Source organism: Pseudoalteromonas sp. SWN29 (assembly GCF_015864465.1).
GTDB lineage: Bacteria > Pseudomonadota > Gammaproteobacteria > Enterobacterales > Alteromonadaceae > Pseudoalteromonas.
In genome coordinates, this window is the sequence record NZ_JADYXE010000043.1 from 1 (window position 1) to 26,347 (window position 26,347).

24 protein-coding genes and 1 pseudogene are annotated in these 26,347 nt (G+C 39.2%); 11 read left to right on the forward strand and 14 right to left on the reverse strand.

Annotation, left to right across the window (positions count from 1 at the left end; genetic code table 11):
* Positions 1-115: 115 nt before the first annotated feature.
* On the reverse strand, positions 116-535 hold the full coding sequence (locus I6F53_RS15420; protein ID WP_002962853.1) for a VOC family protein: 420 nt from the start codon (positions 533-535) through the stop codon (positions 116-118).
* Between the two features lie 273 nt (positions 536-808).
* Here I6F53_RS15420 and I6F53_RS15425 point away from each other — a divergent pair, with 273 nt between their 5' ends.
* Both I6F53_RS15425 and I6F53_RS15430 read left to right on the forward strand, forming a co-directional pair.
* The gene (locus I6F53_RS15425; protein ID WP_002962854.1) at positions 809-1,114 is read left to right on the forward strand and encodes a hypothetical protein; all 306 of its coding nucleotides are present in this window, start codon (positions 809-811) and stop codon (positions 1,112-1,114) included.
* Complete coding sequence (locus I6F53_RS15430; RefSeq protein ID WP_166419267.1) at positions 1,111-1,491, forward strand: hypothetical protein; 381 nt, start codon at positions 1,111-1,113, stop codon at positions 1,489-1,491. Before I6F53_RS15425 ends, I6F53_RS15430 begins: the two co-directional genes overlap by 4 nt.
* 1 nt (position 1,492) lies before the next feature.
* Here I6F53_RS15430 and I6F53_RS15435 read toward each other — a convergent pair whose 3' ends face one another.
* Both I6F53_RS15435 and I6F53_RS15440 read right to left on the reverse strand, forming a co-directional pair.
* The gene (locus tag I6F53_RS15435; protein WP_197240153.1) at positions 1,493-2,314 is read right to left on the reverse strand and encodes a sterol desaturase family protein; all 822 of its coding nucleotides are present in this window, start codon (positions 2,312-2,314) and stop codon (positions 1,493-1,495) included.
* The gene (locus I6F53_RS15440; RefSeq protein ID WP_121955073.1) at positions 2,311-2,757 is read right to left on the reverse strand and encodes an SRPBCC family protein; all 447 of its coding nucleotides are present in this window, start codon (positions 2,755-2,757) and stop codon (positions 2,311-2,313) included. The genes I6F53_RS15435 and I6F53_RS15440 overlap by 4 nt, the downstream gene beginning before the upstream one ends.
* Positions 2,758-2,854: 97 nt before the next feature.
* Between I6F53_RS15440 and I6F53_RS15445 the strand changes: the two genes are divergently transcribed.
* From I6F53_RS15445 to I6F53_RS15455, 3 genes are all read left to right on the forward strand, one after another.
* A complete protein-coding gene (locus I6F53_RS15445; protein WP_197180943.1) occupies positions 2,855-3,868 on the forward strand; it encodes an AraC family transcriptional regulator in 1,014 nt (337 codons plus the stop codon).
* A 92-nt stretch (positions 3,869-3,960) separates the two neighbouring features.
* A complete protein-coding gene (locus tag I6F53_RS15450; RefSeq protein ID WP_197240154.1) occupies positions 3,961-4,734 on the forward strand; it encodes a substrate-binding periplasmic protein in 774 nt (257 codons plus the stop codon).
* Between the two features lie 359 nt (positions 4,735-5,093).
* Entirely contained in the window at positions 5,094-6,191 is a 1,098-nt protein-coding gene (locus I6F53_RS15455; RefSeq protein WP_197240155.1) for a polysaccharide lyase family 7 protein, read from the forward strand.
* A gap of 4 nt (positions 6,192-6,195) precedes the next feature.
* On the opposite strand, the gene I6F53_RS15460 is transcribed toward I6F53_RS15455, so the two are convergent.
* Complete coding sequence (locus I6F53_RS15460) at positions 6,196-6,597, reverse strand: nucleotide triphosphate diphosphatase NUDT15 (RefSeq protein ID WP_197240156.1); 402 nt, start codon at positions 6,595-6,597, stop codon at positions 6,196-6,198.
* A 186-nt stretch (positions 6,598-6,783) separates the two neighbouring features.
* Between I6F53_RS15460 and I6F53_RS15465 the strand changes: the two genes are divergently transcribed.
* Both I6F53_RS15465 and I6F53_RS15470 read left to right on the forward strand, forming a co-directional pair.
* Entirely contained in the window at positions 6,784-8,667 is a 1,884-nt protein-coding gene (locus tag I6F53_RS15465) for a propionyl-CoA synthetase (protein ID WP_197240157.1), read from the forward strand.
* A gap of 208 nt (positions 8,668-8,875) precedes the next feature.
* Entirely contained in the window at positions 8,876-9,733 is an 858-nt protein-coding gene (locus I6F53_RS15470) for an MBL fold metallo-hydrolase (RefSeq protein WP_166419275.1), read from the forward strand.
* Between the two features lie 270 nt (positions 9,734-10,003).
* On the opposite strand, the gene I6F53_RS15475 is transcribed toward I6F53_RS15470, so the two are convergent.
* The 8 genes and pseudogenes from I6F53_RS15475 to I6F53_RS15510 all read right to left on the reverse strand — a co-directional run bounded on the left by I6F53_RS15475 (position 10,004) and on the right by I6F53_RS15510 (position 20,103).
* Entirely contained in the window at positions 10,004-10,348 is a 345-nt protein-coding gene (locus tag I6F53_RS15475; RefSeq protein ID WP_197240162.1) for a PDZ domain-containing protein, read from the reverse strand.
* 112 nt (positions 10,349-10,460) lie between these two features.
* On the reverse strand, positions 10,461-11,204 hold the full coding sequence (locus I6F53_RS15480) for a TIR domain-containing protein (protein ID WP_225305743.1): 744 nt from the start codon (positions 11,202-11,204) through the stop codon (positions 10,461-10,463).
* Between the two features lie 185 nt (positions 11,205-11,389).
* Complete coding sequence (locus I6F53_RS15485; RefSeq protein ID WP_197240163.1) at positions 11,390-12,682, reverse strand: sensor histidine kinase; 1,293 nt, start codon at positions 12,680-12,682, stop codon at positions 11,390-11,392.
* The gene (locus tag I6F53_RS15490; protein ID WP_166419278.1) at positions 12,679-13,362 is read right to left on the reverse strand and encodes a response regulator transcription factor; all 684 of its coding nucleotides are present in this window, start codon (positions 13,360-13,362) and stop codon (positions 12,679-12,681) included. Before I6F53_RS15490 ends, I6F53_RS15485 begins: the two co-directional genes overlap by 4 nt.
* Positions 13,362-16,549 (reverse strand): annotated as a pseudogene (locus I6F53_RS15495) (efflux RND transporter permease subunit). The gene I6F53_RS15490 and the pseudogene I6F53_RS15495 overlap by 1 nt, the downstream one beginning before the upstream one ends.
* Entirely contained in the window at positions 16,549-17,694 is a 1,146-nt protein-coding gene (locus tag I6F53_RS15500) for an efflux RND transporter periplasmic adaptor subunit (RefSeq protein ID WP_166419280.1), read from the reverse strand. The pseudogene I6F53_RS15495 and the gene I6F53_RS15500 overlap by 1 nt, the downstream one beginning before the upstream one ends.
* Positions 17,691-19,052, reverse strand: coding sequence for a TolC family protein (locus tag I6F53_RS15505; protein WP_197240165.1), 1,362 nt, complete (start codon positions 19,050-19,052; stop codon positions 17,691-17,693). The genes I6F53_RS15500 and I6F53_RS15505 overlap by 4 nt, the downstream gene beginning before the upstream one ends.
* Before the next feature lie 133 nt (positions 19,053-19,185).
* A complete protein-coding gene (locus I6F53_RS15510) occupies positions 19,186-20,103 on the reverse strand; it encodes a LysR family transcriptional regulator (RefSeq protein ID WP_197152594.1) in 918 nt (305 codons plus the stop codon).
* Positions 20,104-20,183: 80 nt separating this feature from the next.
* Here I6F53_RS15510 and I6F53_RS15515 point away from each other — a divergent pair, with 80 nt between their 5' ends.
* The 4 genes from I6F53_RS15515 (at position 20,184) to I6F53_RS15530 (ending at position 23,899) form a co-directional block, all read left to right on the forward strand.
* Complete coding sequence (locus I6F53_RS15515) at positions 20,184-21,323, forward strand: alkene reductase (RefSeq protein ID WP_197240167.1); 1,140 nt, start codon at positions 20,184-20,186, stop codon at positions 21,321-21,323.
* Between the two features lie 386 nt (positions 21,324-21,709).
* On the forward strand, positions 21,710-21,967 hold the full coding sequence (locus I6F53_RS15520) for a hypothetical protein (RefSeq protein WP_197240168.1): 258 nt from the start codon (positions 21,710-21,712) through the stop codon (positions 21,965-21,967).
* A 495-nt stretch (positions 21,968-22,462) separates the two neighbouring features.
* Positions 22,463-23,227, forward strand: a complete 765-nt coding sequence (locus I6F53_RS15525; protein WP_197240169.1) for a DUF6515 family protein — start codon at positions 22,463-22,465, stop codon at positions 23,225-23,227.
* Positions 23,228-23,398: 171 nt separating this feature from the next.
* A complete protein-coding gene (locus tag I6F53_RS15530) occupies positions 23,399-23,899 on the forward strand; it encodes an RDD family protein (RefSeq protein WP_007587274.1) in 501 nt (166 codons plus the stop codon).
* 113 nt (positions 23,900-24,012) lie between these two features.
* Here the strand turns inward: I6F53_RS15530 and lptG are convergent, their stop codons facing one another.
* Both lptG and lptF read right to left on the reverse strand, forming a co-directional pair.
* Positions 24,013-25,080 carry an LPS export ABC transporter permease LptG gene (gene lptG / locus I6F53_RS15535; RefSeq protein WP_197240171.1) on the reverse strand — a complete coding sequence of 356 codons (1,068 nt, stop codon included), beginning with the start codon at positions 25,078-25,080 and terminating at the stop codon, positions 24,013-24,015.
* Positions 25,077-26,189 carry an LPS export ABC transporter permease LptF gene (lptF, locus tag I6F53_RS15540; protein ID WP_197240173.1) on the reverse strand — a complete coding sequence of 371 codons (1,113 nt, stop codon included), beginning with the start codon at positions 26,187-26,189 and terminating at the stop codon, positions 25,077-25,079. Before lptF ends, lptG begins: the two co-directional genes overlap by 4 nt.
* Positions 26,190-26,347 lie beyond the last annotated feature (158 nt).

Below are 26,347 nucleotides of genomic sequence, written 5' to 3' on the forward strand. Positions count from 1 at the left end.
GCTTAAGTTACAAGCCATCCTGGAAGGCTACGATTTAGCAAAATCTCTTGAGCCAGACTTGTGATCAAGAGACAGCTAATTAAAGTGGCTATAAGCTTTACTAATACAACTGCATTTATACTTTTTTAAATAAAACCTCTGGGTTTACCATGGTTTTCATTTCAAGCACATTGCCATTTGGATCTTCAATAAAAAACGTTTCTTGCTCAAACTCATCACCAATAAAACGACGGTATGGTTTATCTAGGTATTCAATACCCGCATCTTCAATACGTTTTTTTAATCCATTAAATTCATCTTCAGATAAGTGAATCCCAAAGTGAGGTACTGCTACTGCGCCCATATCTACGTCGTGGCGAACTGTCGGTAAGCGCTCAACGCTTTGGTGCAAGGTAAGTTCATTACCCCAAAAATCTATATCTACCCAGCGACCTTCTTCACTGTTACCCGTTTTACAGCCAAGTACGTCACAATAAAACGCTTTAGCCACTTTTAAATCGCCAGCTGGAATAGCCAGATGCAAACAGTTAGACATAAATTACCCTTGGTTAACTCTTTAATACATTAAATTATCGCTATTATACATAACTTGTGATTTATAGAACATTAACAACGATACTATTAAGCATATTTAATACCTAAAATTTGTTTGAAAAACACTCTTTTTAGGTTTGTAATTACTTATAACATTTATTTGTTAGAGAGTATTAGAAAGCGCTAAAGGATTAGTTTAAAATGCGCCGCTATGATTAAATTCCTACTTTTAAAATTTATCACTTTCTTTTTAGGCTTTGTAGCTTGCTTTGCAATGCACACTACTTTTGCCTTGCCTTTAGTGATTTCTGCTGCGCTAACGGGGCTTATTGGCTCGTTTATTCCTTTTCCTGCGCGTTATAAAAACCATCCTTATGCTGCAATTTATGCTGGCAGTTTTGCCGGTATGTGCTCAACCCACTTAATTACCAGTTACTGGGAAATTGCTATTATTTCGCTTATTGGCTCAAGTTTGTATGTGCTTACTATGAATATGTTTACTGGCTTTGGCGGTAAGCTTGGCAGTGTTGCCTTTGCTAGTGTGGCACTTTTTGTATTAGCCAAAGGAATTGTATTATGAGTATTGAATACCCTTTACTGGTACTGCTTGGTGCTTTTTTAACATTTTATTTGGCTAAACATAGCCGCTTTGATGGTGTAAGAGCGTCATCTTCACTGTCTATTATTGCTTATTTAATTTTTAGCGCCTTAAATTTAAACCCCGATTTATACGCAATTGTATTTTTTGGCGGTACATTTATAGGTATGAGCGCCCCACATCGCTTTGGTATTTATACCGTAGCAAGCTCGTCGATCTTGTTTTCAATATTATTTGAGTACCTTGTACCAAAGCTTGACGGCTATGGCGGTGCATTAGGTATTAGTGCATTTTTATCTGTATGCATTTGCCATACTTGCATTTTATTAGGTGCGCCTAGAAGCAAAAAGCCACAATAACTTACTTACGTTTAATACTAGTTGTAGGGTAGCCAAATAGTACTCTACATTTAGCTTTTATTCCCGATGCCTTATAAACACTTTTAAATAAGTGCTCCCACTGATGAAACGTAATAACGAATGGGTTATTACTATTAAGCTGCCCTATAATGCCGTATTTACAAGGCTTTGATTTATCTTCTTCTACAAAGGTGCCAAATAGCTTATCCCAAATAATAAGTACACCGGCAAAGTTTTTATCAAGGTAACCTGCATTTATTGCGTGATGAACTCGATGATGCGAAGGCGTATTAAATACTTTTTCAAACCAGCCTAACTTACCCACTATTTCAGTATGTACAAAAAATTGATATGCCAAATTTAATGCAACCACGCTAAATACCGTAAGCGGTTCAAATCCAATTAAAATCATAGGTAGCCAAAACACCCACATACCAGCTATGGGGTACATTAAACTTTGCCTGAATGCAGTGGTGAAATTCATTTTAGTTGAGCTATGGTGCACCACATGTGCAGCCCACAACCAATGAATATGATGCGATGCTTTATGAAACCAATAATACAAAAAATCTTGCAGTAAAAATGCAAATGCAATACTTAATACACTCACTTCAATATCAAACAATCTATAGTCATATAACCAATTAAATAAAGGCATTAATAGTAGTAACGCAATAGCATCTGCGCCTTGGTGTAATAGCGCTAACACTGTATTTGCTAGGCTATCTTTTATGTCGTAATAGCACTTAAACTTAATAAACTCACAGCAAACAAATATCAAAAATAACGGGCTCAGAGCGAGTAAAATAATTTCTGAGTTCATACTTTACCCGCCAAAAAATAATTATTTAAATTGTTTAACGCTTGGGTTATATCTTTTGTAATAACATATTTAAGTAATGCATTTGGCATCCACCATGGAGCTGAGCAGCTTATGCAATAGTTAAGTTCGGTAACTAAAGTATTGATGTCTTTATTTGCACTGAGGTATATGTCGCCTCGATGATTAGCTACTGGTTTATCGCCTACTATTTGGTAACTGATCTGATTTTGATCTGCACTAATTATTTGCTCTGAAAAAGTTATTTTACCTATTTTCACTTGCCTAACAGATCCTTTTCCGCCTTCTATTTGCCCTTCGTCTTGTGCTTGTAGCAGCGTAAATTTGGCATTAAAAAATCGATGCAACTGTTGATGATCCAATAGTGTGCTTATTATTTGTTTTGGCTGTGCATTAAGCGTTTGTTTTATTGTTATAAGTATCATTTTTACAGCAAGAGGTTATTAGGCATTCAACTAGCATATAAAAATTTAACGTGGCAAACTTGCTAATACACGACTATTTTTTAGCTTTAGATGACAAATGCACACATTGGCTGATCATTACTTTTCAAGTATTCTTGATTACTTACAAGCGCAAGGCATTAGTACTAAAACGGCTTTGCACGCTATTAGCTTTGACGAATTTAGTAATCAACGTACCCATCAATTAGCGCCGCGTATTAGTTTAAATAGTTACAATGCTTTATTAGTTTATGGCAAGAAAACACTTAACGATCCTCTTTTTGGTTTTACCCTAGGTCAGCAAATTCGCACTGCTGACTACGGCGTTTTAGGTTACTTAATTGAATCAAGCGATAACTTAAGCAGTGCCATTAAAGCATTGTTAAGCTACGACAGCTTGGTGGCTGATATTGGTAAAGCCAAGTTTGAACTAAATACTGATACAGCAACTATTCGTTGGATTGCTCACCAAAGTTGTAATGAGCATGTTGTTTTACGAAACATGACCGCGTGGGTAAGTGTAATTCGCCAGTTAATAAATTTAACGCTTTCGCCAAGTAGTATTAGTTTCACTTATAATTGGTTGCCATCGCAAAGGCGCGCCCTTGAATCATGGTTTAAATGCCCTGTAAAAAGCAGTGCTGAATATAATCAAGTTAGCTTTCCGAGTCATTATTTAACGCTGCCCTTTAAAACCGATAACGCCATTATTAATTCTACTTTTAAGCAATTGTCAGAGCAGCAACTCTCTAACTTTAAAAGCCAGCAGTGTATTGACGATAAAGTTAATCAGTTACTTACAGCTAAAACTACCTTGCAAAACTGCAACCTAATAGGCATAGCTGATGCGCTTAATTTAACACCCCGAACGCTACAACGACGCTTAAAACAACAAGACTTAACCTTTGCTCAGCTACTTGAAAAAGAACGTAAAAAACGTGCAGATACATTAATAGCCAGCATGCCACTTGCTGATTTATCTAATATTTTAGGATTTAAAGATCAAAGCTCTTTTAATCGAGCTTTTTTACGCTGGCATAAATGCTCGCCATTACAATTTATAAAATACAAAACAGCAAGAACAGCCAAGTAAGTGCAAATTATTTACGTTATATAAACATAATATATATATGTTTTAGTTAATACTCTCTACACTAGGTGTATTATTGCTTTAAAAGATTTTTTATGTTTTTGCGTGTTTTATTAAGTGCTTTTGTATTTATTTTATATAGCCCCCTGTGTAACGCCGATTCGGTTACTTTTATAGCTGAAGACCTTCCTCCTTATCACTTTAAAAATCAGCAAGGTGAAGTAACTGGCGCTTTAGTCGACATTGCCAAAGCCGTTGTAAAGCAAACAAAATTAACCGCTAACTTTGAAATAATGCCCATGGCTCGCGTTTTTAAGGAGCATCAAACAAATACCAACGCCATAATGTTGTCTTTGTTAAAAACCCCAAAGCGGATTGATAAATATACGTGGTTAGGTGAGGTGTACGTTGCAGACGCCTATTTAGTTAGTTTAAAAAGCCATATAGATGAAGTCGTTCACTTAAATTTTGCAAAAGAATATAAAGTAGCAACCATTCGTGGCTACCTAAGCGAAGCCTACTTAAAACAAAAAGGCTTTACCGAAAACAAAAATTTAATACTGGTCAGTTACTATAATCAACTTTGGCAAATGCTTTATAAAAACCGAATCGACTTTGTAGTGACTAATACACTAACTATTGATAACGAGCTAAAAAGTTTAGGACTCGATCCTAGCCTAATAACAAAACGAATTCATTTAAGCGATCTACCCTCTTCACTTAATTTTGCAGCAAGTAATAAACTTAATCCTAAAACAGCTAAAGCACTCTCTGACGCATTAAATAGTATTAAAGAAAATGGTGAATATCATGCCATTTTAAACAAGTGGCAACTTTTATTACCAAACACGACTAACATGCAGCACTAACTATAGTTAAAGCCCGACATTAGTTATTGGCAGTGGTTATTTAGTTATTTGCTAAACGCTGCAAAGCAAACTACAAAGTTAAAAATCTCCTCTCCCCCCAAAAAATAGACTGCGCCTTAGCGCCAAAATCTACGTTATACATCACTAAATGAATAGCCAAGCACATAAAAAATACATACCGCAAACACTTCCATAAAAGCCGTTAAAAAACACCCAAACCAAATTGGTATAACAAAAAATCATTTAAAAAATATTTAATTTTACTAATTGGTAAGTTTTAATTGTTAAATTGGTATGCTAGATTGAGATTAAGCGATGCCTGTACCGCACAATTTTTACTTCATCACACAGAGACAATAATGATAAAAAATACATCCACATTTAAACTTATGGCTTTAGCCGTTATCACCCCTTTACTTTTTACCGCTTGTACAAGCACGCAAAGCAATAACCAGCAAAGCGATGCACCAGTACCTGCTAGCAAATTTGATTTATCGCAATGGAAAATAAATGTACCCGTTGATTTAAACAACGACGGTAAAATTGACACCATTGACGTTGAAGAAATTCAAACCTACTCGCATCCTGATTTTTTTTATCTTGATGATAAAGGCTACATGGTATTTACCTCTCCAAATAAGGCACTTACAAGTGCTAACTCTACTAATACCCGTAGCGAACTTAGACAAATGATCCGTGGATCAAATACTAAAATTAAAACTAAACATTCTAAAAATAACTTCGCTTTAGCTGTGCATCCGTTATCTGACCGATTTGGTTCTGTTGGCGGTAAAATGGAAGCAACATTAAAAGTAGATCACGTTGCGCTACGTGCTACTGACCCTAGCAAGAAAGCTGCATTCTCAGTGGTTGTAGGGCAAATTCACGCTGGTAAAGATCAGGCACTTATTGATACCAAGCTTGGTTATGGCTGGGGCAATGAGCCGCTTAAAATTTATTACAAAAAATGGCCAGGACATAAAACGGGCTCAGTTTTTTGGAACTACGAACGTAACTTACCTAAAACGAATCCTGACCGTACAGACATTACTTACCCTGTTTGGGGTAATACATGGGAAAACCCTAACGAACCAGGCCGTGCCGGTATTGCACTAGGTGAAGAATTTAGCTACACGGTAAATGTGTATAAAAACGTTATGCACCTTACATTTAGCGCAGAAGGCAAAGAAGACGTTAACTACTCTATTAACTTAGGTAATAACGTAGATGCTTATGGCAAAGTGGACGAAAAAGATCATCCACATGGCTACGCAGCAGATTGGCATTACTTTAAAGCCGGTGCTTATAACCAATGTAGTACTAAAAGTGCGAAAGGTATTTGGTACCCAGGTTGTTTAGGTACTGGTGATTGGGCTACGGATAAGCTAAATGGCGATTACGCTCAAGTAAGCTTTAGTAAACTAGCGTTAAGCCCAGCGACACCGTCAACAAAATAACGCCTTAGCCTAATACTGCTTCAGCTAAGTAATTTTTTAGTGATGTAAACAGTGGCGTTGGTAGATTATTAATATCGCACCAGCGCCACTTTAAACATTTATTAGGTTCTTTAAGCTCAGGCTCCCCGCCTTCAAAATCAGCTTTTACATACAACGTAATATAGTGTTTGTTCTCTGCTGTGAAAATATCATTGGTAAAATCAAGCTTAGTAATTTTACTTACCTTTAAACCTGTTTCTTCAAACACTTCTCGTATTGCACATTGCTCAACACTTTCACCAAACTCTAAATGCCCACCAGGTGTTGCCCATGTATTAGCGCCATGCGCGCCAATACGCTCACCTAATAAAATAGTGTTTTGGCGCATAATAATAACCGCTACGCCTACTCGTACTGTGTTACTCATAAATTGTTTTCTCTTATTTTCACTGCCCGCCATGCTGAACCACACGCTTTGTATTGTCAATTTTGTATTTTTAAAACCAGTGTACTGATTAACTTTTAACCGACCAAGGTCGAATAGCCTGTTCTTTAAAAAAAGCCTACATTTTGTAAGGTCTCTCACACACAAATTTAGTTTTAGGAGCCTTACATGTCAGGCGAATATCAACAGCAATATAATGAATTCAAGCAAAATCCAGCCGAGTTTTGGCTTAAAAAAAGTAAAAACATTCCATGGTATAAAACACCAAAGCAAGCATACACACAAGACGGCGACGGGCTTTACCATTGGTTTAGCGACGGGCAATTAAACACCAGTTTTTTAGCGCTCGACCAGCATGTTATTGCCGGATTTGGCGAGCAAACGGCACTAATTTACGACTCCCCTGTTACCAATACAAAACAAACTTATAGCTACTCACAACTACAACAAGAAGTGGCTAAATTTGCAGGCGTAATACAATCGTTAGGTGTTAAAAAAGGCGACCGCGTTGTTATTTATATGCCAATGATCCCACAAGCGGTTATTGGAATGTTGGCGTGCGCTCGCCTTGGTGCTATTCATTCGGTGGTATTTGGTGGGTTTGCTGCACACGAGCTGGCTGTACGTATTGATGATGCCAAACCTAAGCTTATACTTAGCGCCTCATGCGGTGTTGAAGTAAACAGCGTTATTGAATACAAACCACTTATTGATAACGCAATAGACTTAGCTGCGCACAAAGTAGAACACTGCGTTATTTATCAACGTCCACAAGTCACCGCCACTCTTAAGCCTAAGCGAGACATAGATTGGACTCAGGCAATGCAAACGGCTGCAAGCGCAGATCCGGTGCCTGTAAATGGTAACGATCCGCTTTATATTTTATATACCTCAGGCACTACAGGCACACCCAAAGGCGTAGTGCGCGAAAATGGCGGTCACGCAGTGGCAATGCAATACAGCATGGAAACCGTTTATGGTATGAAGCCCGGCGACGTATTTTGGGCAGCGTCTGACATTGGCTGGGTAGTTGGGCACTCTTATATAGTTTACGCACCGCTAATGTATCGCTGCGCGACCGTATTATATGAAGGTAAACCGGTTAAAACACCCGACGCCAGTGCATTTTGGCGCGTGGTTGAAGAGTATAAAGTAAATGCATTATTTAGTGCCCCCACCGCCTTTAGAGCAATTAAAAAAGAAGACCCAAATGCCGATGGTTTTAATCAATACGATACCTCTAGCTTAAAACGTTTGTTTTTAGCCGGCGAGCGGTTAGACCCTCCCACTTACGAGTGGCTTAAAGAAAAAACCAAACTGCCAGTGCTCGATCATTGGTGGCAAACCGAAACTGGCTGGGCTATTGCTTGTAACCCTGTAGGGCTTGAGTACTTAGCAACAAAACCTGGCAGCTCTACCGTGCCTACTCCAGGTTTTGACGTGCGAATATTAGATATGGATGGCAATGAATGCGCAGCTAACGAGCAAGGCGCCGTGGTAATTAAGCTGCCACTTCCACCGGGTTGCCTACCAACAATTTGGCAAGATACCCCGCGCTTTAAAGCAAGCTACCTAAATGAATACGAGGGTTATTATTTATCTGGAGATGGCGGTTATATTGATGAAGACGGCTACCTATTTATTATGGGCAGAACCGACGACGTTATAAATGTAGCAGGACATAGGCTTTCTACCGGCGAAATGGAAGAGATAGTAGCCGCGCACCCTGCTGTTGCCGAATGCGCTGTTTTTGGTGTGAACGATCCTCTAAAAGGGCAGCTTCCTATGGGAATGATCGTGCTTAAAAATGATTTTATGGGCTCAAGTACCGACGTAGAACAAGCGCTTGTTTTAAGTGTTCGTAATCAGATTGGCGCTATTGCGTGCCTTAAAAATATAGTCAGTGTAGATAGGTTGCCCAAAACACGCTCGGGTAAAATACTGCGTAAAAATTTACGTCAACTAGTTGATGGCGAAGAGCTACAAATACCTTCAACCATAGATGACGCGAGTATCTTTGAAGAAATAAACCAACAACTAACACAAAGATAAACCCAACCAACCTATCTAAAGCCATTTTTATAATGGCTTTTTATTTCATCCTTATATTTGATCCTTTTACTTAAGTTTAGGTTTAGTTTTAAGTTTTAAGTTTTAAGTTTTAAGCTTTAATTAAACCAATTACTGAAATTTTTTGCGACTTTGCGCTTTCTTCTTTTAATAGCGTTATTAATTTAATCAATTTTAAAAGGAATGGTGTATGCCCCGCTTGCTACAAAAACTATTAACTACAGCCCTATTATTTATAGGCTTTGCCACACAAGCCTATGAAATAGAAGACTTAGGGGACGGCCTCCACCGCTTTATAGACGACAGACACCGCTCCGTATTTTTAATCACTCCTGAGGGCGCAGTTGTTACCGACCCACTTAATAAAAAAGCCGCCACCTGGTTAAAAGAGCAAATTAAAACTCGCTACAACGTACCGGTAAAGTATGTAATTTATAGCCATAATCACAGCGATCATATTTACGGCGCCGAGGTATTTAAAAGCCCGCACACCACTTTTGTAGCGCATAAACTCGCTGCGCAAGATATTAAAAACACACAAATGAAAACCGTAACACCCAACCTTACCTTTGATAACGAGCTACTGCTTACCCTTGGTGATTCAACAGTAAAGCTTAACTATCATGGTCCAAACGATGGTCGTGGTTCGGTTAGTGTATTATTCGAAAAGCAAAAAACATTGTTTGTTGTTGATTGGATTGTTATTGGCAGAATGCCGTGGCAAAAACTGTGGAGTTACGATATTCAAGGCATGATTAACTCAACCCAAGCGGTACTCAAATACGACTTTAATACTTTTGTAGGTGGACATGCCGATATTGGCAGCAAGGCTGATGTAGCGCGTTACTTAAGTTACTTAGAGCTTTTATATAGCCAAGTAACCGCAGGCGTTTTAGCTGGTAATACACTTGACAAAATTAAACAAAATGTAAAGTTAGACCAATTTAGTGACTTTAAGCAGTTTGATGCATGGTTACCGCTTAACATAGAAGGCGTGTACGAGCGTTTAATGGAAGAGTCTGGTATGGGTTGGCGCAGCGATTTGTAAGCTTTAGTCTAATAATCATTGGTATTGCCGTATTTAACGCAATACCAATGTATTCATTAATTAAATAAGGTTATTACTGATCAAACCTTTTTAATCTATCCCAATTACTTTAAGCAGTAACCTACATATAAACCGAGTAAGTAGTACTCCAAAAGCTCGCTAACATTGCCAACATTTACTGCGCCTAGTTCATTTACACAAACCCACGCTTTGGGAATAAACATGCTTTATAGGCTGGGTATATTTAGGTATTTTAAAAACGTCTTAGGTTTACCAAGCATTCATAGGGATTTTTAAAGGTACCTTGCTACCATCTTCATTCTCTAAAAGTAATTGTAAAATCTCTCCAGACTCCTTGCGCATTAATTCTTTTGCTTCACTGGCAGGGCAGCCTGGAATTTTACAATTTTCTATAGAAATTATTTTCTGCCCAGCAACAATCCCTGCTTTTTCAGCGGGTGAATTAGGCTCTACTTTTTCAATAACAAATGATGTTACCGTCGGGCTAAAAAAACCATCAGCGCCAACGTTCCCCACAACTCCAAGTTTAACCTTCTCTGCAGCCAAGGCATTGAAAGAAGTAATTGAGATTAAAATAATTATGAATTTGAACATATGAATTAACACTCCATGTAAGTCTATAGATGGTGAATAATAATTCACCAAAATTTTGATCTAATTAGAAATAGTCAACTGTCATTTTTCTGTTTTATGCTTGTTATGTGATTTATAACGCACGAGCTAAATCAACTTCATATCCTGAATGCTGTAGCTCTTTGATAACGTCCATTTTCCATGCGCCACGATCATCAAAATCATTATAAACGACTCCACTAATGTCATTTGGAGTTTCTATATTTCCCTTAACCAACGCAGTAACTTTTCTTCGTCCCAATCGTCCAATAAAATAGCCATGTTCAAAAACTACATTTTGGCGAGCCCTTGGTTTGCAATCGTCACCGCTTTTAGCTCCTACATCACATGGAGTGTAAAGCACTATTGCATAACCAACATCGCCGTAAGATTCAATTTTTTCAATAATCGTCTGGCTTGAACTAGCCTGCTCATGCAAAATAATTGGTGTTAAACCAATTTTTTCTATGAACCTTGCTAAGGTAACTTTTGCTAATTCATCTTGCCCATGAACTATAAATATTTTCTTATTCGTTTCATTGGAAACTGATGGATAATGAGATTTAGGAGAAAAATTTTTATTCATCTTTTTTACATCTATTTGATAGCCAGAAGGAAGCCCACCCATTTTTTCATGAAAACCAGGATCGACAACTTCATAAAGTTCAACGCCACCATTTGACATAGTACGTTCAATAAAATCACCAGCTTCAATTAATACATCAGATCTATGAATGAAAATTTTATTTTTCTGCACGCTAGCAGCAATATCATCATGCTCTTCGCCACTAGACCGCATAATTCTAACTTTATCTTTAAGTAAATCACCAAATGGCATATCGCCTCCTTGCTTTTTAATCACATAATTATTTGATAGTGGTCGATCCACACGCATTTCTACTCGCGTTACGCTCACATATTTTCTTACTTATAGTTTTAGCAAATTACTTAACACATTACTATCACTAAGTTTTTTATATTCTCAGCGTTAAATTAAATATTTTTGAATGTAAAAAAAGCGTATTAACTAAAATCGACCACCACTTCATAACGCCCTGGCATGTCGTTTACTTCATATACCCAACCATGTCGTTTTATTATTTTTTCGCTTAACTCTAATCCTAAACCGTAGCCAATATTGGTAGGCTTATTTGCGCTATTAGTAACGTGTGACGTATCAGTTTGTGCGCTGCTATTTACTATAATCACGCGGCTACCTTGTTGAGTAATACGCACTTGCCCTTGTTGCGTATGCTGATACGCATTACGAATTAAGTTAGTAAGCACAATGTGGCATGCAGTGGCTTCGGTATTAATAGTCGCACTTTGATTGTCGGTATTTATAAGTACATCAACTTGTTTTGAATTGAGTAAATAATCGAGTTCGTTACCTAAGGTCGTTATTTTTTCGGCTAAGTTTACAGGCCCTGGTGAACCTTGCTGGTCGTCATTTCTGCTAAGCCACAATAACGTCTCGGTTAAATCGCTCATAGTTAAACCGGCTCGCTCTATTCGCTGCAGTGTAAGTTGCTGTTTGTCGCTTAAAGGGGCTTTTTCGCTTAAGCGGTTCAGTAACTCAACGTTGCTGCGAATAACCGAAATTGGCGTACGTAACTCGTGGCTTGCATAACTTAAAAAGCGCTGCTCTCGCTCAAGGCTATCATGAGCCGAAAGTAAACTGCTGCGCACTAAGGTTGCCAACGTATTTAACTCATTGTAAGTAAAGTCAGGTGGCGCCTGTTGTAAATTTGTTTGATTTAACGATTTAGCCCAACCCCGCAGGGACTCTACCGGTTTTGCTATCTTTTTCATTACCATAAACAAAAAGAAGGTAAACAGCGCTATTGCCGTTATCCCCGTTAACGCTATCCATAATAACCTTTGTATTGGTTTTTCGGGTTTTCCTTTTTTTGGAAGGCGGTTTTCCTCAAGCATAATACGTGATACATAACGAGCTTCACCAGCAGGGTTTTCAAAATACACAACAAAATATAAGTCTTTTGGCATAGAAAAAAACGCTGTTTTTTCTTGGCTTTTTTGCAATATACCTCGCTCTGTAGGCTTTATAAAACGTTTCTTAATCTCATTTGGCACATCCTCCCAACGACTCGCTATTTTAAAACCAATCATTTCTTTCGGTTGCCCGTTTTTAACCTCAGCCGATTGCGAAAGTACATGCATTACGCCATTCAAGCCTTTGTCTAAACCATCGGTAAAATAGTTAACACTTAAAAACGAAAAACCAATAGCCATTAACGAACTTAAAAGCATCATGCTGACAAAAAAGTACAACCTTAAACTAGGTCTTATTTTCATGCATGTGTCTCATTTTTTAGTTTTAATACAAACCCTACACTGGGAATTGTCTCAAGTACCGCTTGGCAATTAGCTTGCTCTAACTGTTTTCGTAAATGGTAAATATGTACTTTTAGGCTGTTACTGTCGGGCTGCTCGTCTCCCCAAATGGCTTGCATAATTGCGTGTCGGGTAACTGGCTTTTGTTGCTCCCTAATAAGTAATTCTAATAACTTAAAAGTAATGGGTGATAACTTTAAATTGTGCGCCGCAACAGTTGCCGTATGCGCGGTTAAATTAAGCGTTAAATTAGCAAGTGTAAGGCGCTTTACCTCACCACTTTTGCGTTTTGCTAATACTTTAACGCGCGCTACCAACTCTTTCATAGCAAATGGTTTTACGAGATAATCGTCACTACCGGCTGCAAATCCCTCAAGCTTATTGTCGAGGCTATCACGCGCTGTCAGCATTAATACTGGTGTATCAATGCCTCGCTCACGTAATGTTTTGCACATGGTTAAACCATCCATTTTTGGCATGTTTACATCTAATATAATCATTTGATATTGATTACGTTCTATTAAATTTAAGCCCATTACGCCATTACTTGCATGGTCACACTCTATTGACTCAATTTCGAGATAATCAACAATGGTGGTTGCCAAGTCGATGTCGTCTTCAACCAGTAGTACGTTTATCATTAAGAGGCTGTTTCCTGCGTTTTATTTTTAGCACCTAGCGATTTTAGCACAGCATCAATACCGCGTTTAGCGTCGGTTTGAATCATCAATAATGCAGGTATAAGTATTAAGGTAATAACTGTGGCAAACAAAATACCGTAACCAAGTGATGCAGCCGCAGGGATTAAAAATTGTGCCTGAATTGAGGTTTCACTAAGAAGCGGCACCAAGCCTGCGTAAGTTGTAATTGAGGTTAGTAAAACAGCACGCAGACGACTCGTACACGACTCAACTATGGCATCATGCGTATTCATATCCTCTTCTTTTGTTAGTTCGTTAAAACGCGAAACAAGTAATAGGCTGTCGTTTACCACCACACCACTGAGCGCCAATATACCGTTTAATGACAATATGCTAATGGTTAAGTCGTTCCACCAATGCCCAAGTATTGCACCAACTACACCAAACGGAATTGCTACCATGATCAACATAGGTTGAACATACGATTTAAGCGGAATAGCCAACAGTACATATATAACTAATAAAGCAGCTACAAACATGCCGTACATTGACCCTGTTGTTTCGTCTTGCTCTTCAGCTTCACCCGCAAAATGAATATTCAAAGTAGGAAATTGCTGAGTTAATTCTGGTATTAAGTCGCGTTGTAAATCAGCCACTAATTCGTTTGGAGCAATCACATCTTTATCTACTTGCGCACTTAAATAAATTGCACGAAGTCCATCAATACGCGTTATTTCATCGTGTTGGTATTCACTGTTAATTGTCGCTACGTTTACAAGCGGTACAACGGTGCCATCAGGCAATCGGATACGCGATTGCATAATATCGGCAGGTGTTTGACGGGCGTTCTCTGGATAACGTACACGTACTTTTATTTCGTCTTTATTACGTTGATAACGCTGTACAATTGCGCCGCCAAAGGCTTGCAGTATTTGCTTTGATAAGCTCGCGGTATCCATACCTAGGGCGCGACCTTGCGCGCTTAGTGTAAATTTTAACTGCGGTTGACCGGGATTTAAATTGTCGTCTATTCCGTTAACCCCTGCCGTATTTTGTAAGTGCTCTTTAAATAGTGCGCCCGCTGCCATTACGGTTTCGTCGTCCCATGCTTTAAGCTCAACTTTAAAATTATCAACCATTTTACGCGTAGCTAATATTTGTAGCTTTTTACTGCCCTCAGGACTTGCGGCTAAGCGCTGCCATTCTTGAGCAAATTCACTTGCAGTGAAAGCGCCATCATCTAATAGCTCAACGCTTACCGTACCACTTGTATCGCTGCTACTAATTACTTGTAAACTGGTTATTTCACTTTTATCTGAATTAAACTTAGTCATTAAGTTTTGCTCAGCTTGTATTGCACTTTGCTCAAGCATTAGTAAGTTTTTGTTTGTTTGACCATAAGCAGCATCAGTTTGCATAACCAAGTTGGCGGATACGGTATCGCCCAGAATGCTTGGGAAAAAACCTACTTTTACTACGCCTGTCATTGGCATACCTATGACGAGTATAAAAAAAGCAATAAACCCAGCAACGACTGCATATCTAAAGCGCAATGAGAGTTCAATAACCTTACAATAAATGTTTTTGCTAAACCAATTTAGACCGCTATCGGCGCCATGTTGTATTTTGGACCATACCCCACTTAACCCTTTTTTAATTTGGCGCTTGGTACTTACATGGGCTAAATGCGAGGGTAATATAAGCTTTGATTCAACAAGCGAAAGCAGTAAACAGATGGTCACTACAGTGGCAAATTGAGAGTAAATTTTACCTAGATTACCAGATACATTCGACAGTGCCATAAATGCAGCAACAGTGGTCAATACCCCAAATATTGTCGGTACAGCTACTTTCATTGTACCCAAAACCGTGTTGTTTATTGTATCGCCATGTTTTTTACGTGTAGTGTAAATACTCTCGCCGACAACAACGGCATCGTCTACTACTATGCCCAGCGCCATAATAAAGCCGAAGGTAGTCATTTCGTTTATGGTCAGTGCGGTGTAGCCATCGGTCATAAAATACAGCGTGCCAAAAAATACAAATGGCAAGCCACCAGCAACCCATAGAGCCACACGTACATTTAAAAATATGGCTAGTATTACAAACACCATAATAATACCGGTCACCGCGTTTTTAGTCAGTAGCGATAAACGTTCGGTGATCATGGTGCTTTTGTCATTCCAGCTTTCTAGCTCTACATTTTGAGGTAATAGACCACTTTCGTGCCACGTTTTTATTACATTATTAGCCTGCTCAACAATGGTGATTATGTCGCTGGTATCACCCATTAGAATTTCAACGCCGACTGCATTTTGTTGGTTATAACGACTTAGTGAGTTGTTATCTTCAGAAAAACTGTCGCTAACAATAGCAACATCACCTAATTTGATTTGCGCGCCAGATGCGGTAGTGAGTAAAACGATATTGGCAAAGTCGCGCTGCCAGTAAGCTTGGTCAGCCGCTTTCAGACGTATAATTTTACTGCTATCGCGTAAACTAGTTGATAGTGGGCTTGATGACTCGTTATTAATCACCTCACTTATGTCACTAATGGTTAATCCATAGGCTTGTAATTTACCTTCATCGATTTCTACTGACATCATCGGATCGAGAACACCCGACTGAGTTACATCAGTAATACCTGATTGCGCTAATAAATCGGCTTTGAGTTTTTCACCTAGGTTTTGTAATGTATGGCGATCTGCATCCCCAAAAAGCTGTAGTGTTAGTGCATGATCTTGCCTGCGCGCTTTATCAATAACAGGTTGCTCAGCATCAACAGGGAAGTTGTTAATTGCATCAACTTGATTTTTTACATCAAAGAGTAGCTCATCGAGTGAATAATCTGTTTCTTTTTCAATGCTAACATGGCTGCCGCTTGCATCAGATGTAGAGGTAATGCGCTTTATACCTTGTACTGTTTCAAGAGCTTCTTCTATTTTGAGCGCAATCCCCTCTTCAGCTTGTAATGCATCACCACTGTCATAAACAACTGATACCGAAACAGTATCAGGCTCCAAACTCGGAAAAGCTTCTTTACGCAAAGTAGAAAGCGACATAATCCCCATTACAATCACGCTTATTAACAATAAATTAGCGGCAACAGAGTTATTTGCAAACCAGTTAATAATACCGTGCACGGATTATTACTGCTAGGTACTTGAGGTGGTTGATGAGGGCTCATTATTGTACCCCCTCAACAATTGGATTTACCCTCATGTCGTTTAAATAACTAACAAGTGGACGCACAACTACTTTTAAATTACTAACACCCTCTATTGGTGAAATGTATACGTAATCTCCACGCTCAAATACTTTATTGGCTTGTGTGCTTACTAAGTTGTTTTTATCATTCACGTACCAAATTAAGCCATCTTGCGATACCGCTGAAGCAGGCAGTTCAATTACGTTACTTAATTGTTTACCAGCAATTTCAACCGCTAAAAATGTACCTGGTAATAATGGTGTCGCTTGCTCAAACGGTTTATCAAGAGCAACTATAACGCTGCGCTGGCGAGAGCTTTCGTCTAGGTGTTGTTCAAAACGCTCAATGTAGCCAGTCCATTTGGTATTAGTAGCTACATCACTTAAAATCACCTCATTTGACTTATTATTTGCCAGATTTTGCCACTGATTCAATGAAAGCGGCACGGTTATTTCTACTTTGTCAGTGCTGTTTAATGTGGCAAGCGTATCGCCAATACCAACATAAGTACCTAAATCAATATCTCGCGATAAAATAACGCCATCAAATGGAGCACTTAGCTGGGTATTATTTACATCACGCTGTGCTGTTTTAAGTGCATATTGAGCGTCATCAAGCGTGGCTTGCGCGGCTTCTAGCTGCAAGGTTCTAAATACCAGTGGTGAGCTTGGCGCTTGCGTAACACCTGAGCGTTCCCATTCACGTTTTGCTTGTTCCCCTAGATCTTGCTCTTCTTGCAGTGCGAGTTTCGCATCAGCGAGTGTGGCTTTGGCATTTGCGAGGGCTTGTAAGTATTCAGTATTATCTATTTTTGCAAACACCTGCCCTTTAGATACAAAGTTTCCGGTTGCAAACTGCTCACTCATATTAGTCACTTCGCCTTTAACTTGTGCTTTTAAGGTCAGTGTCCAATGCGCCTTTGCTTGACCATGTCCGTTCACATAAGCTTGGTAAGTACCCGCAACAGCATTAATTACCGATACATTTGGTGCAATAGTTCTAACTGTGGCAGATTTTGAGCTATTAGCTTGTTCATCCATTTTTTTAGCGTTATACGCAACAGCAAGCCCTATACTAATAATTGCAACAAGGGTTACAACAACAGGTGTTGGCGAAATTCTCATGACGATACTCCAAGGCCCAAAGCAAGGCCTAAATCTATGCGGTTAGTTAAAAGGGTGTAGTTTATTTGACTAAGTTGAGCTTGCAGGTCGTATACTTTTTGTTGCACTGTTAGCAAATCTAAAATATCAACCAAGCCTTGTTGATATTTACTTTGATAGTTACTAAAACTGCTTTTAGCGCTGGCAAGCGCATTGCTTATTTGTAGTCGTTGCTCGGTTAATGACTGCTCCTGTCCGAGGGCATTTTCTACCTCGTTTACCGCATTTAATAGAGTGTCTTGGTACTGCCAAAATGCTTGTTCAGCATTAAGTTTTGCTATATCAACTTGCGCCCGTAATGCACCGCCTTCAAATAAAGGCGCACTTAAGCTCCCCAATAAACTCCACACTGGGCTGGCTAATAATGCTTGGCTTGGGGTGCTTGCTAAATCACTTAATGACGCTGAAAGCGAAATGCTAGGCAGTAATTCTTTATACGATACATCAACTAAGTAATGCTTTGCCTGAATATCGTAATAAGCACTTTGCAAGTCAGGTCGCCTTGCTAGGTCTTGCGCTGGTAAGGTGCTTAGTGGCTCAATAACGTTTGGTAGTGTTAAGGTATCTGGCAGATACTCAAGTTTATTTGTACCAACAATTAGCATTAAAGCACGTTTTGCTTTTGCTATTTGTTCTTGATAGTTAGCAATGGTTGCGCGAGTAGATGCCGTGCTAGTACGGGCGGTATCAAGCGCTTCTAAATCACCTAACCCATATTGGTAGCGCTCTACAATACTTTGCTCATTATTTTGTAAAACAACTAAACGTTGTTGCTCTATATCGAGTAAATTTTGCTGCAAAATAATATTTAAATAAGTACGAATAACACTCGCTACTAATGTGTCTTTAGCACCTTGATAAGTAGCTTGGTTACTGGCAATAGTCATATCTTGCGCGGCTACGTTGTCAGCAATTTTTTGCCATATATCGGCTTCCCAACTTATACCTACTGATGAGCTATATTGCGTGCCTTCGGTCTCACTGCGCTGCGCGTCAAATCCTGCATCTACACTAAACCACTGACTTGCAGCGGTTACATCACGCTGCGCATAAGCTAGTTTTAATGCAACATGCACTTGATTAAATGATGGATTATTAGTAACAGCTTGCTCAATAAGCGAATCAAGCCCTTCAATATCCACCAAATCGGTAATGTAATTTACTTGCTGTGCGTTACTTTGTGTGTACTGCCAGTTTGCATGTTGCTTTAGCGACTGCTCAGTACTATTACCTTGATAGCTTGGCTGACTACTGCATGCAGCAAGCGTGCAACTAAGTGCAAGTAACAAACCGGTTGAGTGCTTTTTAAAATAAACCATTTAACTATGCCTAATTCATACCATTGCACATAGCTTATTCGGTCGAGGGTTAAGGAGAGGTTAAATGATTTAATCTAAATATTGGGTTGCTAATTTAACAGTAAAAAGTAATCACTTTAGATGTTTTACATCGTTATAAATTTTGCAGCTGCTCTATCAACCACTTATGAATTGGGCTGTTGTTAGTACGTGGATGCCATGCAGCTATTACTTTAAATGTAGGAGGCAGAGCTTCTATTTTTAGTTGCTTAACTTTGCTATTTGGTAATAATCTTGATGGGTAAAACGCTAACATATCGGTTGTATGTAAAATGTCGGGCACGGCTGAAAAACTCGGTACCGACATAACAATATTACGTTTTAGCCCTTGGCTTTCAAACCATTGATCGTGCGAACCACGCAAATTAGCGCGCGATGGCGATACCACTAGCTGTGAATGCTTTGCAAATTGCGCCAAACTCAAAGGCTCAGTGTAAGTAGTGTTACCTATACCGGTAATACACAAATGCTGCTCTTCAAACAAAGTAATATAAGAAAGATTGTCAGGTATAAATTCTGGAAAGCTAATCAATAAATCAAGCTCGCCTGCCGTTATAAGTTGATTAACGTTATCGGATGCAAAGTCGCGCACTATCAGCTTTAAACCGGGGGCTTCGCGACGGGTAATATTAAATAATTGCGGTAGTAAAGCCTGCGTGGCGTAGTCGGTTGCGCTTATGGTAAACACGCCTTTATAGGTTTGCGGACTAAACAGCTCGGGCTCTAGTAACGATTCTAATTGCTTTAAAATATGATTAACAGGCGCCTTAAGTCCTTGCGCTTTAGGAGTAGCAACCATGTTATTGCCTTGGCGAATAAACAAGCGATCGTCAAATAAATCTCGTAGCTTTCGTAGTTGCTCACTAATGGCTTGTTGCGTTAACCCCATTTTTTTAGCTACTTGCGACAGATTTTGCAGCTCTAACAAGCTACTGAGCACTCTTAACTGTTTTATATCGAGCCGACTAATACCATTCATAATTGTATGCTGTACAAAAAAGTGTTGTTTCAAATTGTATCTTTAAATCTCTATGCTGCCAACGTTGCTTAACCACTATTTAAGCCTTTATTTGCTTTATAATAGAATTTAAAATGAAATCAGAATCAGTTAATACCGCCCCTTTATTCTCATCAATTGAGCTTGGCCCTTTTACTCTTAAAAACCGTATTGTGATGCCACCTCTTACTCGCTCTCGCAGCACTCAGCCTGGCAATATTCCTAATGAATTAATGGCTGAGTATTATGCGCAGCGCGCATCGGCTGGCTTTATGGTTACCGAAGGCACGCAAATAGAACCTCGTGGCCAAGGCTACGCTTGGACACCTGGTATTCACTCGCAAGCACAAATTGAAGGCTGGAAAAAAGTAACACACGCAGTACACGCCAAAGGCGGTGTTATTTTTGCTCAGCTTTGGCATGTAGGGCGCGTATCGCACACCACACTGCAACCAAATTCAGGTAAACCAGTTGGCCCTTCAGATATTGTGGCTGACAACGTAAAAGTATTTATTGAAACCGCACCAGGTGAAGGCGCATTGGCTGACCCAAGTGCCCCCCGTGCACTAAGTACTACTGAGGTTGGCGAGCTGGTAAACATGTATGCGCAAGCTGCACGCAATGCTTTAGAAGCAGGCTTTGATGGCGTAGAGCTTCATTGTGCTAACGGGTATTTAGTTAATCAGTTTATTTCTGAGCATACTAATAACCGTGACGATCAATACGGTGGAACGCTTAGTAATCGCCTACGTTTTTTAAAAGAGATTGTTGAAGCGGTAAGTGACGTTGTAGGTGCAAACCGTTTAGGTGTACGTTTTGCCCCTTTATTTGAAAGTACAGACGAAGACCGTGTTTACTTAGGACTGGTTGAATCAAACCCTCACCACACTTATATAGAAGCGGTAAAAGTACTTGAGCAAGCTGGCATTGCTTACTTATCGATTGCTGAAGCTGATTGGGAAAATGCTCCTGACCTACCACAAGAGTTTTATAAAGCAGTACGATCTGAGTTTTCTGGCCTTATTATTTATGCTGGTAAATACACAGTAGAAAAAGCGGTACGTATTTTAGGTGAAGGTTACGGTGACTTATTTGCATTTGGTCGCCCATTTATAGCTAACCCTGATTTACCAGAGCGTATAGCGAATAATTGGACGTTTAACGAAGCCGATGCAGCGACCATGTATGGTGGCACCGAAGTGGGTTATAGCGATTATCCTTTTTATCAAAAGTAGCCAACCTAAACTCTAAACGATATATGGGATTGGTATAGAACCGATATGTTTTTATACCAATTCGCTTAATTAAGCTACCTGTTTTGAGGTAAGAAAACGGTGTTGATAACACTGCTGAAATTTTGTTATTAGTTGTTCTCAACAATTGCTCTTGCATTGCTCTACCTTCTGCATTTATGCAGTCGTATAGCAGTCACTTTTTAATAGAGTTAACGCTAGATTTAACCTCTAAAATTGATTAAGTGTTACCGCGCAATGGTATTAGCGTCAAGAATAGTAAAGATAAGTAAAAGGGTGTAAAGCTTCCGCTATTGCTTTTATATGTCAGTTAACATTCAGTTTCAGACGTTAATATCGAACATGTTAACCACAAACGAGGCAATATTATGAAACTTAAATTTATACTACCTGCGCTATTAGTTATCGGCACTTTATCTGGTTCAGCATTTGCAGCGTCATCTAATGTATATGTCGTGCAAGAATATAAAAAAGTTCAGTTAAAGCAGAAGCTGAAAAAAGCCAAACAAGTTAAAGTAATTAAATATGTGCCTGCTAAAGCGGTTAAAAAAAGCGTAAAAAATACGCCATTAGTTAAAGTTAAACTTGTAACTTATCAGCCAGCTATTAAATTTGTTAAGAGATAAAATACAAAAATAGTTGAACCCACGAATTAAAGTGTGTTCTATCAAGGAGCAATTTAATCTCAGTATACAACCTATAAACCAGCAGAAAGCATTTCCTGCTGGTTTACACTTACATAAATCCAAGTAATCATAGAAGACTGATTATGTTTTAAATTTTAGGCTATACGTACAATAATAAACATATATCGTAAACCTCATGCTTGCGTTTTAAATGCACGCTATCTTTAAGATGACGCTTCGCACTAAACAAAAATTAAAGAATATAACTAAGAACACAACCACATAATTTAATAGCAATATTATTAAATCACGCCTCAAACAAGTCGGCTTATAGAACCTTTAAAATCGCAAAAAAAAACTAACTATGTCAATAACTGTCAGTAAAATGTAAAAAGCTGTAAGGTCTGTCTCTGAAACTAGCACATATCAGTTAACATTCAGTTTGAGGCGCTAGTATTGAGCACAGTTATGTAAAAACATAAACGAGGCAATACTATGAAACTTACTTTTTTACTACCTGCACTGCTCGCCATTGGCGCAGTATCAGGCTCTGCGCTTGGAGCACAAAACGAGCGAGAGAATGATAAAAGCTTTAAACGTGACCACGACAAACGTGTTGAATATAAACGCGATGAACGCCGCCATGAAAAAAAGCAGCGTATTGAGCATAAAAAAGAAAAACGAGAAGACCGTAAGCAAGAAAAACGTAAACTTGCTAAGTACAAGCAGGAAAAGCGTGAACAATACCGCTACAACCAGCGCAAATATAACTACTTAACAAACCATAATAATTCAGTCGCTTACAGACAAAATCGATTTATAAACCATTTACCACGCAATAGCGCATCGATTAGATTTAATGGTATTTCGTTTACGTTTAACGACGGCCTTTACTACCGTAAAGCTAAAAGAGGCTACCATGTAGTTACGCCACCTAGAGGCCTGCGTATAAATACGCTACCAAAAAATTACAGGCATTTTAAGCATCACAATACCACCTACTACACATATCAAAACGTGTATTACGTCGCAAATAATGACGGTTATACAGTGGTTGATGAGCCACCAACCCGTCTTAATCAGGCAATAAAAGTGGGGAATGTGAATGATTATAGCTTGGGCCAAACTTACGATTCATTGCCTCAAGCAGCGCAGGCCGTAATAATTAACTCGCAGCAGTATTTTAAATACGGCGATATTTATTTTTTACCGCAAATAAGTGGTGACGACATAAAATACCTTGCTATAAAGCTAGGTTAAATCCGCTATAAATTAAAAGGCCTTGCTACCAATAGCAGGGTCTTTTTCATTTCCCCTGTAGGTAATAACTTAAAGCAATAAAATCAATTCCCTCTCTAAGCATTAACATGTCTTAGTATTTGTAAGCTTTTTTGCTAAACTAGCTCGCATATTAATAGTGAGAGTGTATTTATGTCGGGTGAGTTTCCACGTGCTGGTTTTTGGCGCCGTTTTGCGTCGTTAGTTTACGATACGTTAGCCATTATTGCGTTTGCGATGTTAACTGTAGTGCTGTATTTATTTGCAGTACAAGGGCTTATTTCTCTCGATGTAATTAGTTTAAATGGCGCAGAGGATGTATCTGCCTTTATTCAAAATTCAAATCTTCTTTCGGGTATTCGTACCGCTCTTTTAATTATTGTTACCTTAGTATTTTTTGGCTACTTTTGGACTAAAAGCGGGCAAACCATTGGCATGCGTGCATGGCGTTTAAAAGTACAAACTCTTGAGGGTAATTTAATTAGCTGGCCGCAATCAATTATACGTAGCGTTAGCGCATTACTCGGTTTAGGTAATTTGGTGGTGTTAGTCGATTTTAAAAACAAAAAAGCACTACAAGATTACATCTCTAAAACAGAAGTTATTGCGCTTACTAAAGAAGAAAACAGACGTATTTATAGTGAGCTTGATTAATACTAACTTTTCAAATCGTGAGTTAAGCGGTAGTTAAGCGATAGTTAAGAAGTAATTAAAAAGCAAAAAGGGTGACCAGTGGTCACCCTTTTTCGTACTTCGAATAAGTAAATTTATACCCGTTTATTCATCAAATAGGTCGCAAAGCCTATAAATATAATACTGGGCAATACCGCACCTATAATGGCAGGTATTTGGTAAACCATAACTACAGGGCCAAATATTTCATTAGTTAAGTGAAACACAATCCCCGTTACAACGCCCATAATAATACGTGCGCCCATGGTAACAGTACGTAGTGGGCCAAATATAAACGACAGCGCCACCAGCAGCATTACCGCAACAGATACAGGCTGCATCAACTTACGCCATAGAGCAAGCTCGTAGGTACTTGTGTCTTGCTCGTTTTGCTCTAGGTAACTTAAATACGACCAAAGCCCAGTGAACGAAAGCGACTCTGGTTTTACCGAAACAACCCCTAACTTTTCAGCTGTGAGTTGCGAAGGATAAAACTCTTCAGGCAGTTGCTCTGTTGTCGTTTTTTCGCTAGTAATAATAACTTTGTTAACGTCACGAAGTAACCAGCCATCTTTTCGGCTCAGTGCATCCCTTGCTTTAGTAATTTGGGTAAGCTCTAACGATTTATCAAAGTGGTACATATGCACCCCGTTAAGCCTGCCGTTTTCATCAACGTCTTCAATATTAATAAAGTTGTTGCCGTCTTTAGCCCATACACCTTTTTGTGTATTAAACACATCGCCGCCATGTATTGCTTGGTTACGCATTTCTTTAGCGTGTAATTGTGCTTCAGGTGCGCCCCATTCGCCCAATGCCATCATACAGATAGCCATAAATATGGCCGTTTTCATCACAGAGCCAATTATTTGTAAGCGCGACATACCAGCGGCTTGCATCACTACAAGCTCACTGTTTGAGGCAAGCGCCCCTAAACCTGTTAAGCCACCTATTAGCGCAGCCATCGGGAAAAACACTACTAAATCGCCAGGAATTGTATAAAGCGTATAAAGCATTGCAGTCATTAAATCGTAACTGCCGCGCCCTACCGACTTTAACTGGTCGATAAATTTAATTAAGGTGCTAATGCCAACAAGCACTAGCAACGCAAAGCCTGTTGTTTGTAAAACACTGCGGCCTAAATACCAATCAAGTGTTTTCATCATACGCCTAACTCCCGCTTAGTTATAACGGCTTTAAGCCAAGCGCCCAGTGGTCGCCCTTTTATAATTAATAACCCACCAATAAATAAGGCGCTAAGATGAATCCACCACAAGCCGATTGAAGGCGGGATTTTGCCATCTTCTACGGCAAATTTAGCGGCATTTAATAAAATAAAGTAGCCTAAGTACAAGCTAATAGCAGGCACTAGTTTTGCAAATTTACCTTGGCGAGGATTAACCACACTTAGCGGCACTGCCAATAAAGTAAGTAACGGGATAGAAAGCGGGATAGCTAATCGCCACTGCCACTGCGCTATAGATTCTGACGTATTAATTGCGAGTAATTGATTGGTTGGCACAGCCTCTAACTTACGACGCTGGTGCTCTATTTCTTGCTCTCGTATTTGTACGCTATAACCATCAAATTCTGTTAAATTAAGTGCAGGAGTTGTGCCGTCAGTCTCGTAGCGTTTTCCGTCAGTAAGCACTAGTTGTTGTTCACCATTTACGGCTTCAACCACAACACCCTGCTCTGCATATACCAAGCGCGCTAGGTTACCTTTTTCGCTATCGGGTAACTGCGCAACAAATACCTTATTGAGCTCTTTGCCGCCCTTTTCAATATTATGAATAAACACCACGGCTTTTTCGTTACCGGTTTCTTGGAACCGCCCAGCCCGAAGTGCCGATAACCCAGCATCAGCTTTGGCTTGTTCTTTTAATTGATATTCTTGCTCGCTTGCCCACGGCGCTATATACATAGTTAGTGCAGCAGCTAATATGGCAAGTCCAACGCTTGATATAAGCGTTACGCGCACAACATACCATTCACTTACGCCACAGGCTTTAAGCACGGTCATTTCGCTGTCGGCGTAAATACGGCTGTAAGCCAAAATAATGCCTAAAAATATACTCAGTGGAAGTATTAGCGAGGCTAGTTGTGGAAGTTTTAGCGCAATCATCGATAGCACTAATTTAGCAGGAATACTGCCCTCAGAGGCATCGCCTAAAATACCAACTAACTTTTGTGACAAAAATATCGTCATTAAAGTTAAAAATACGGCGACCTGCGATTTTAAAACCTCAGCGGTCAAATAACGAAAAATTAGCAATGCTCGCCCCTGTTAAACATGGAATATCACTACAATAGTGAGAATAGAATAGTCAAATAGCTATTTTGCCTAATTAATACTGGCAAATAGGCTATTATTATAAGCCATCAAAATTAATTATCCTACCTAAGTGCACGATATAATGTTGCATTAGTAGC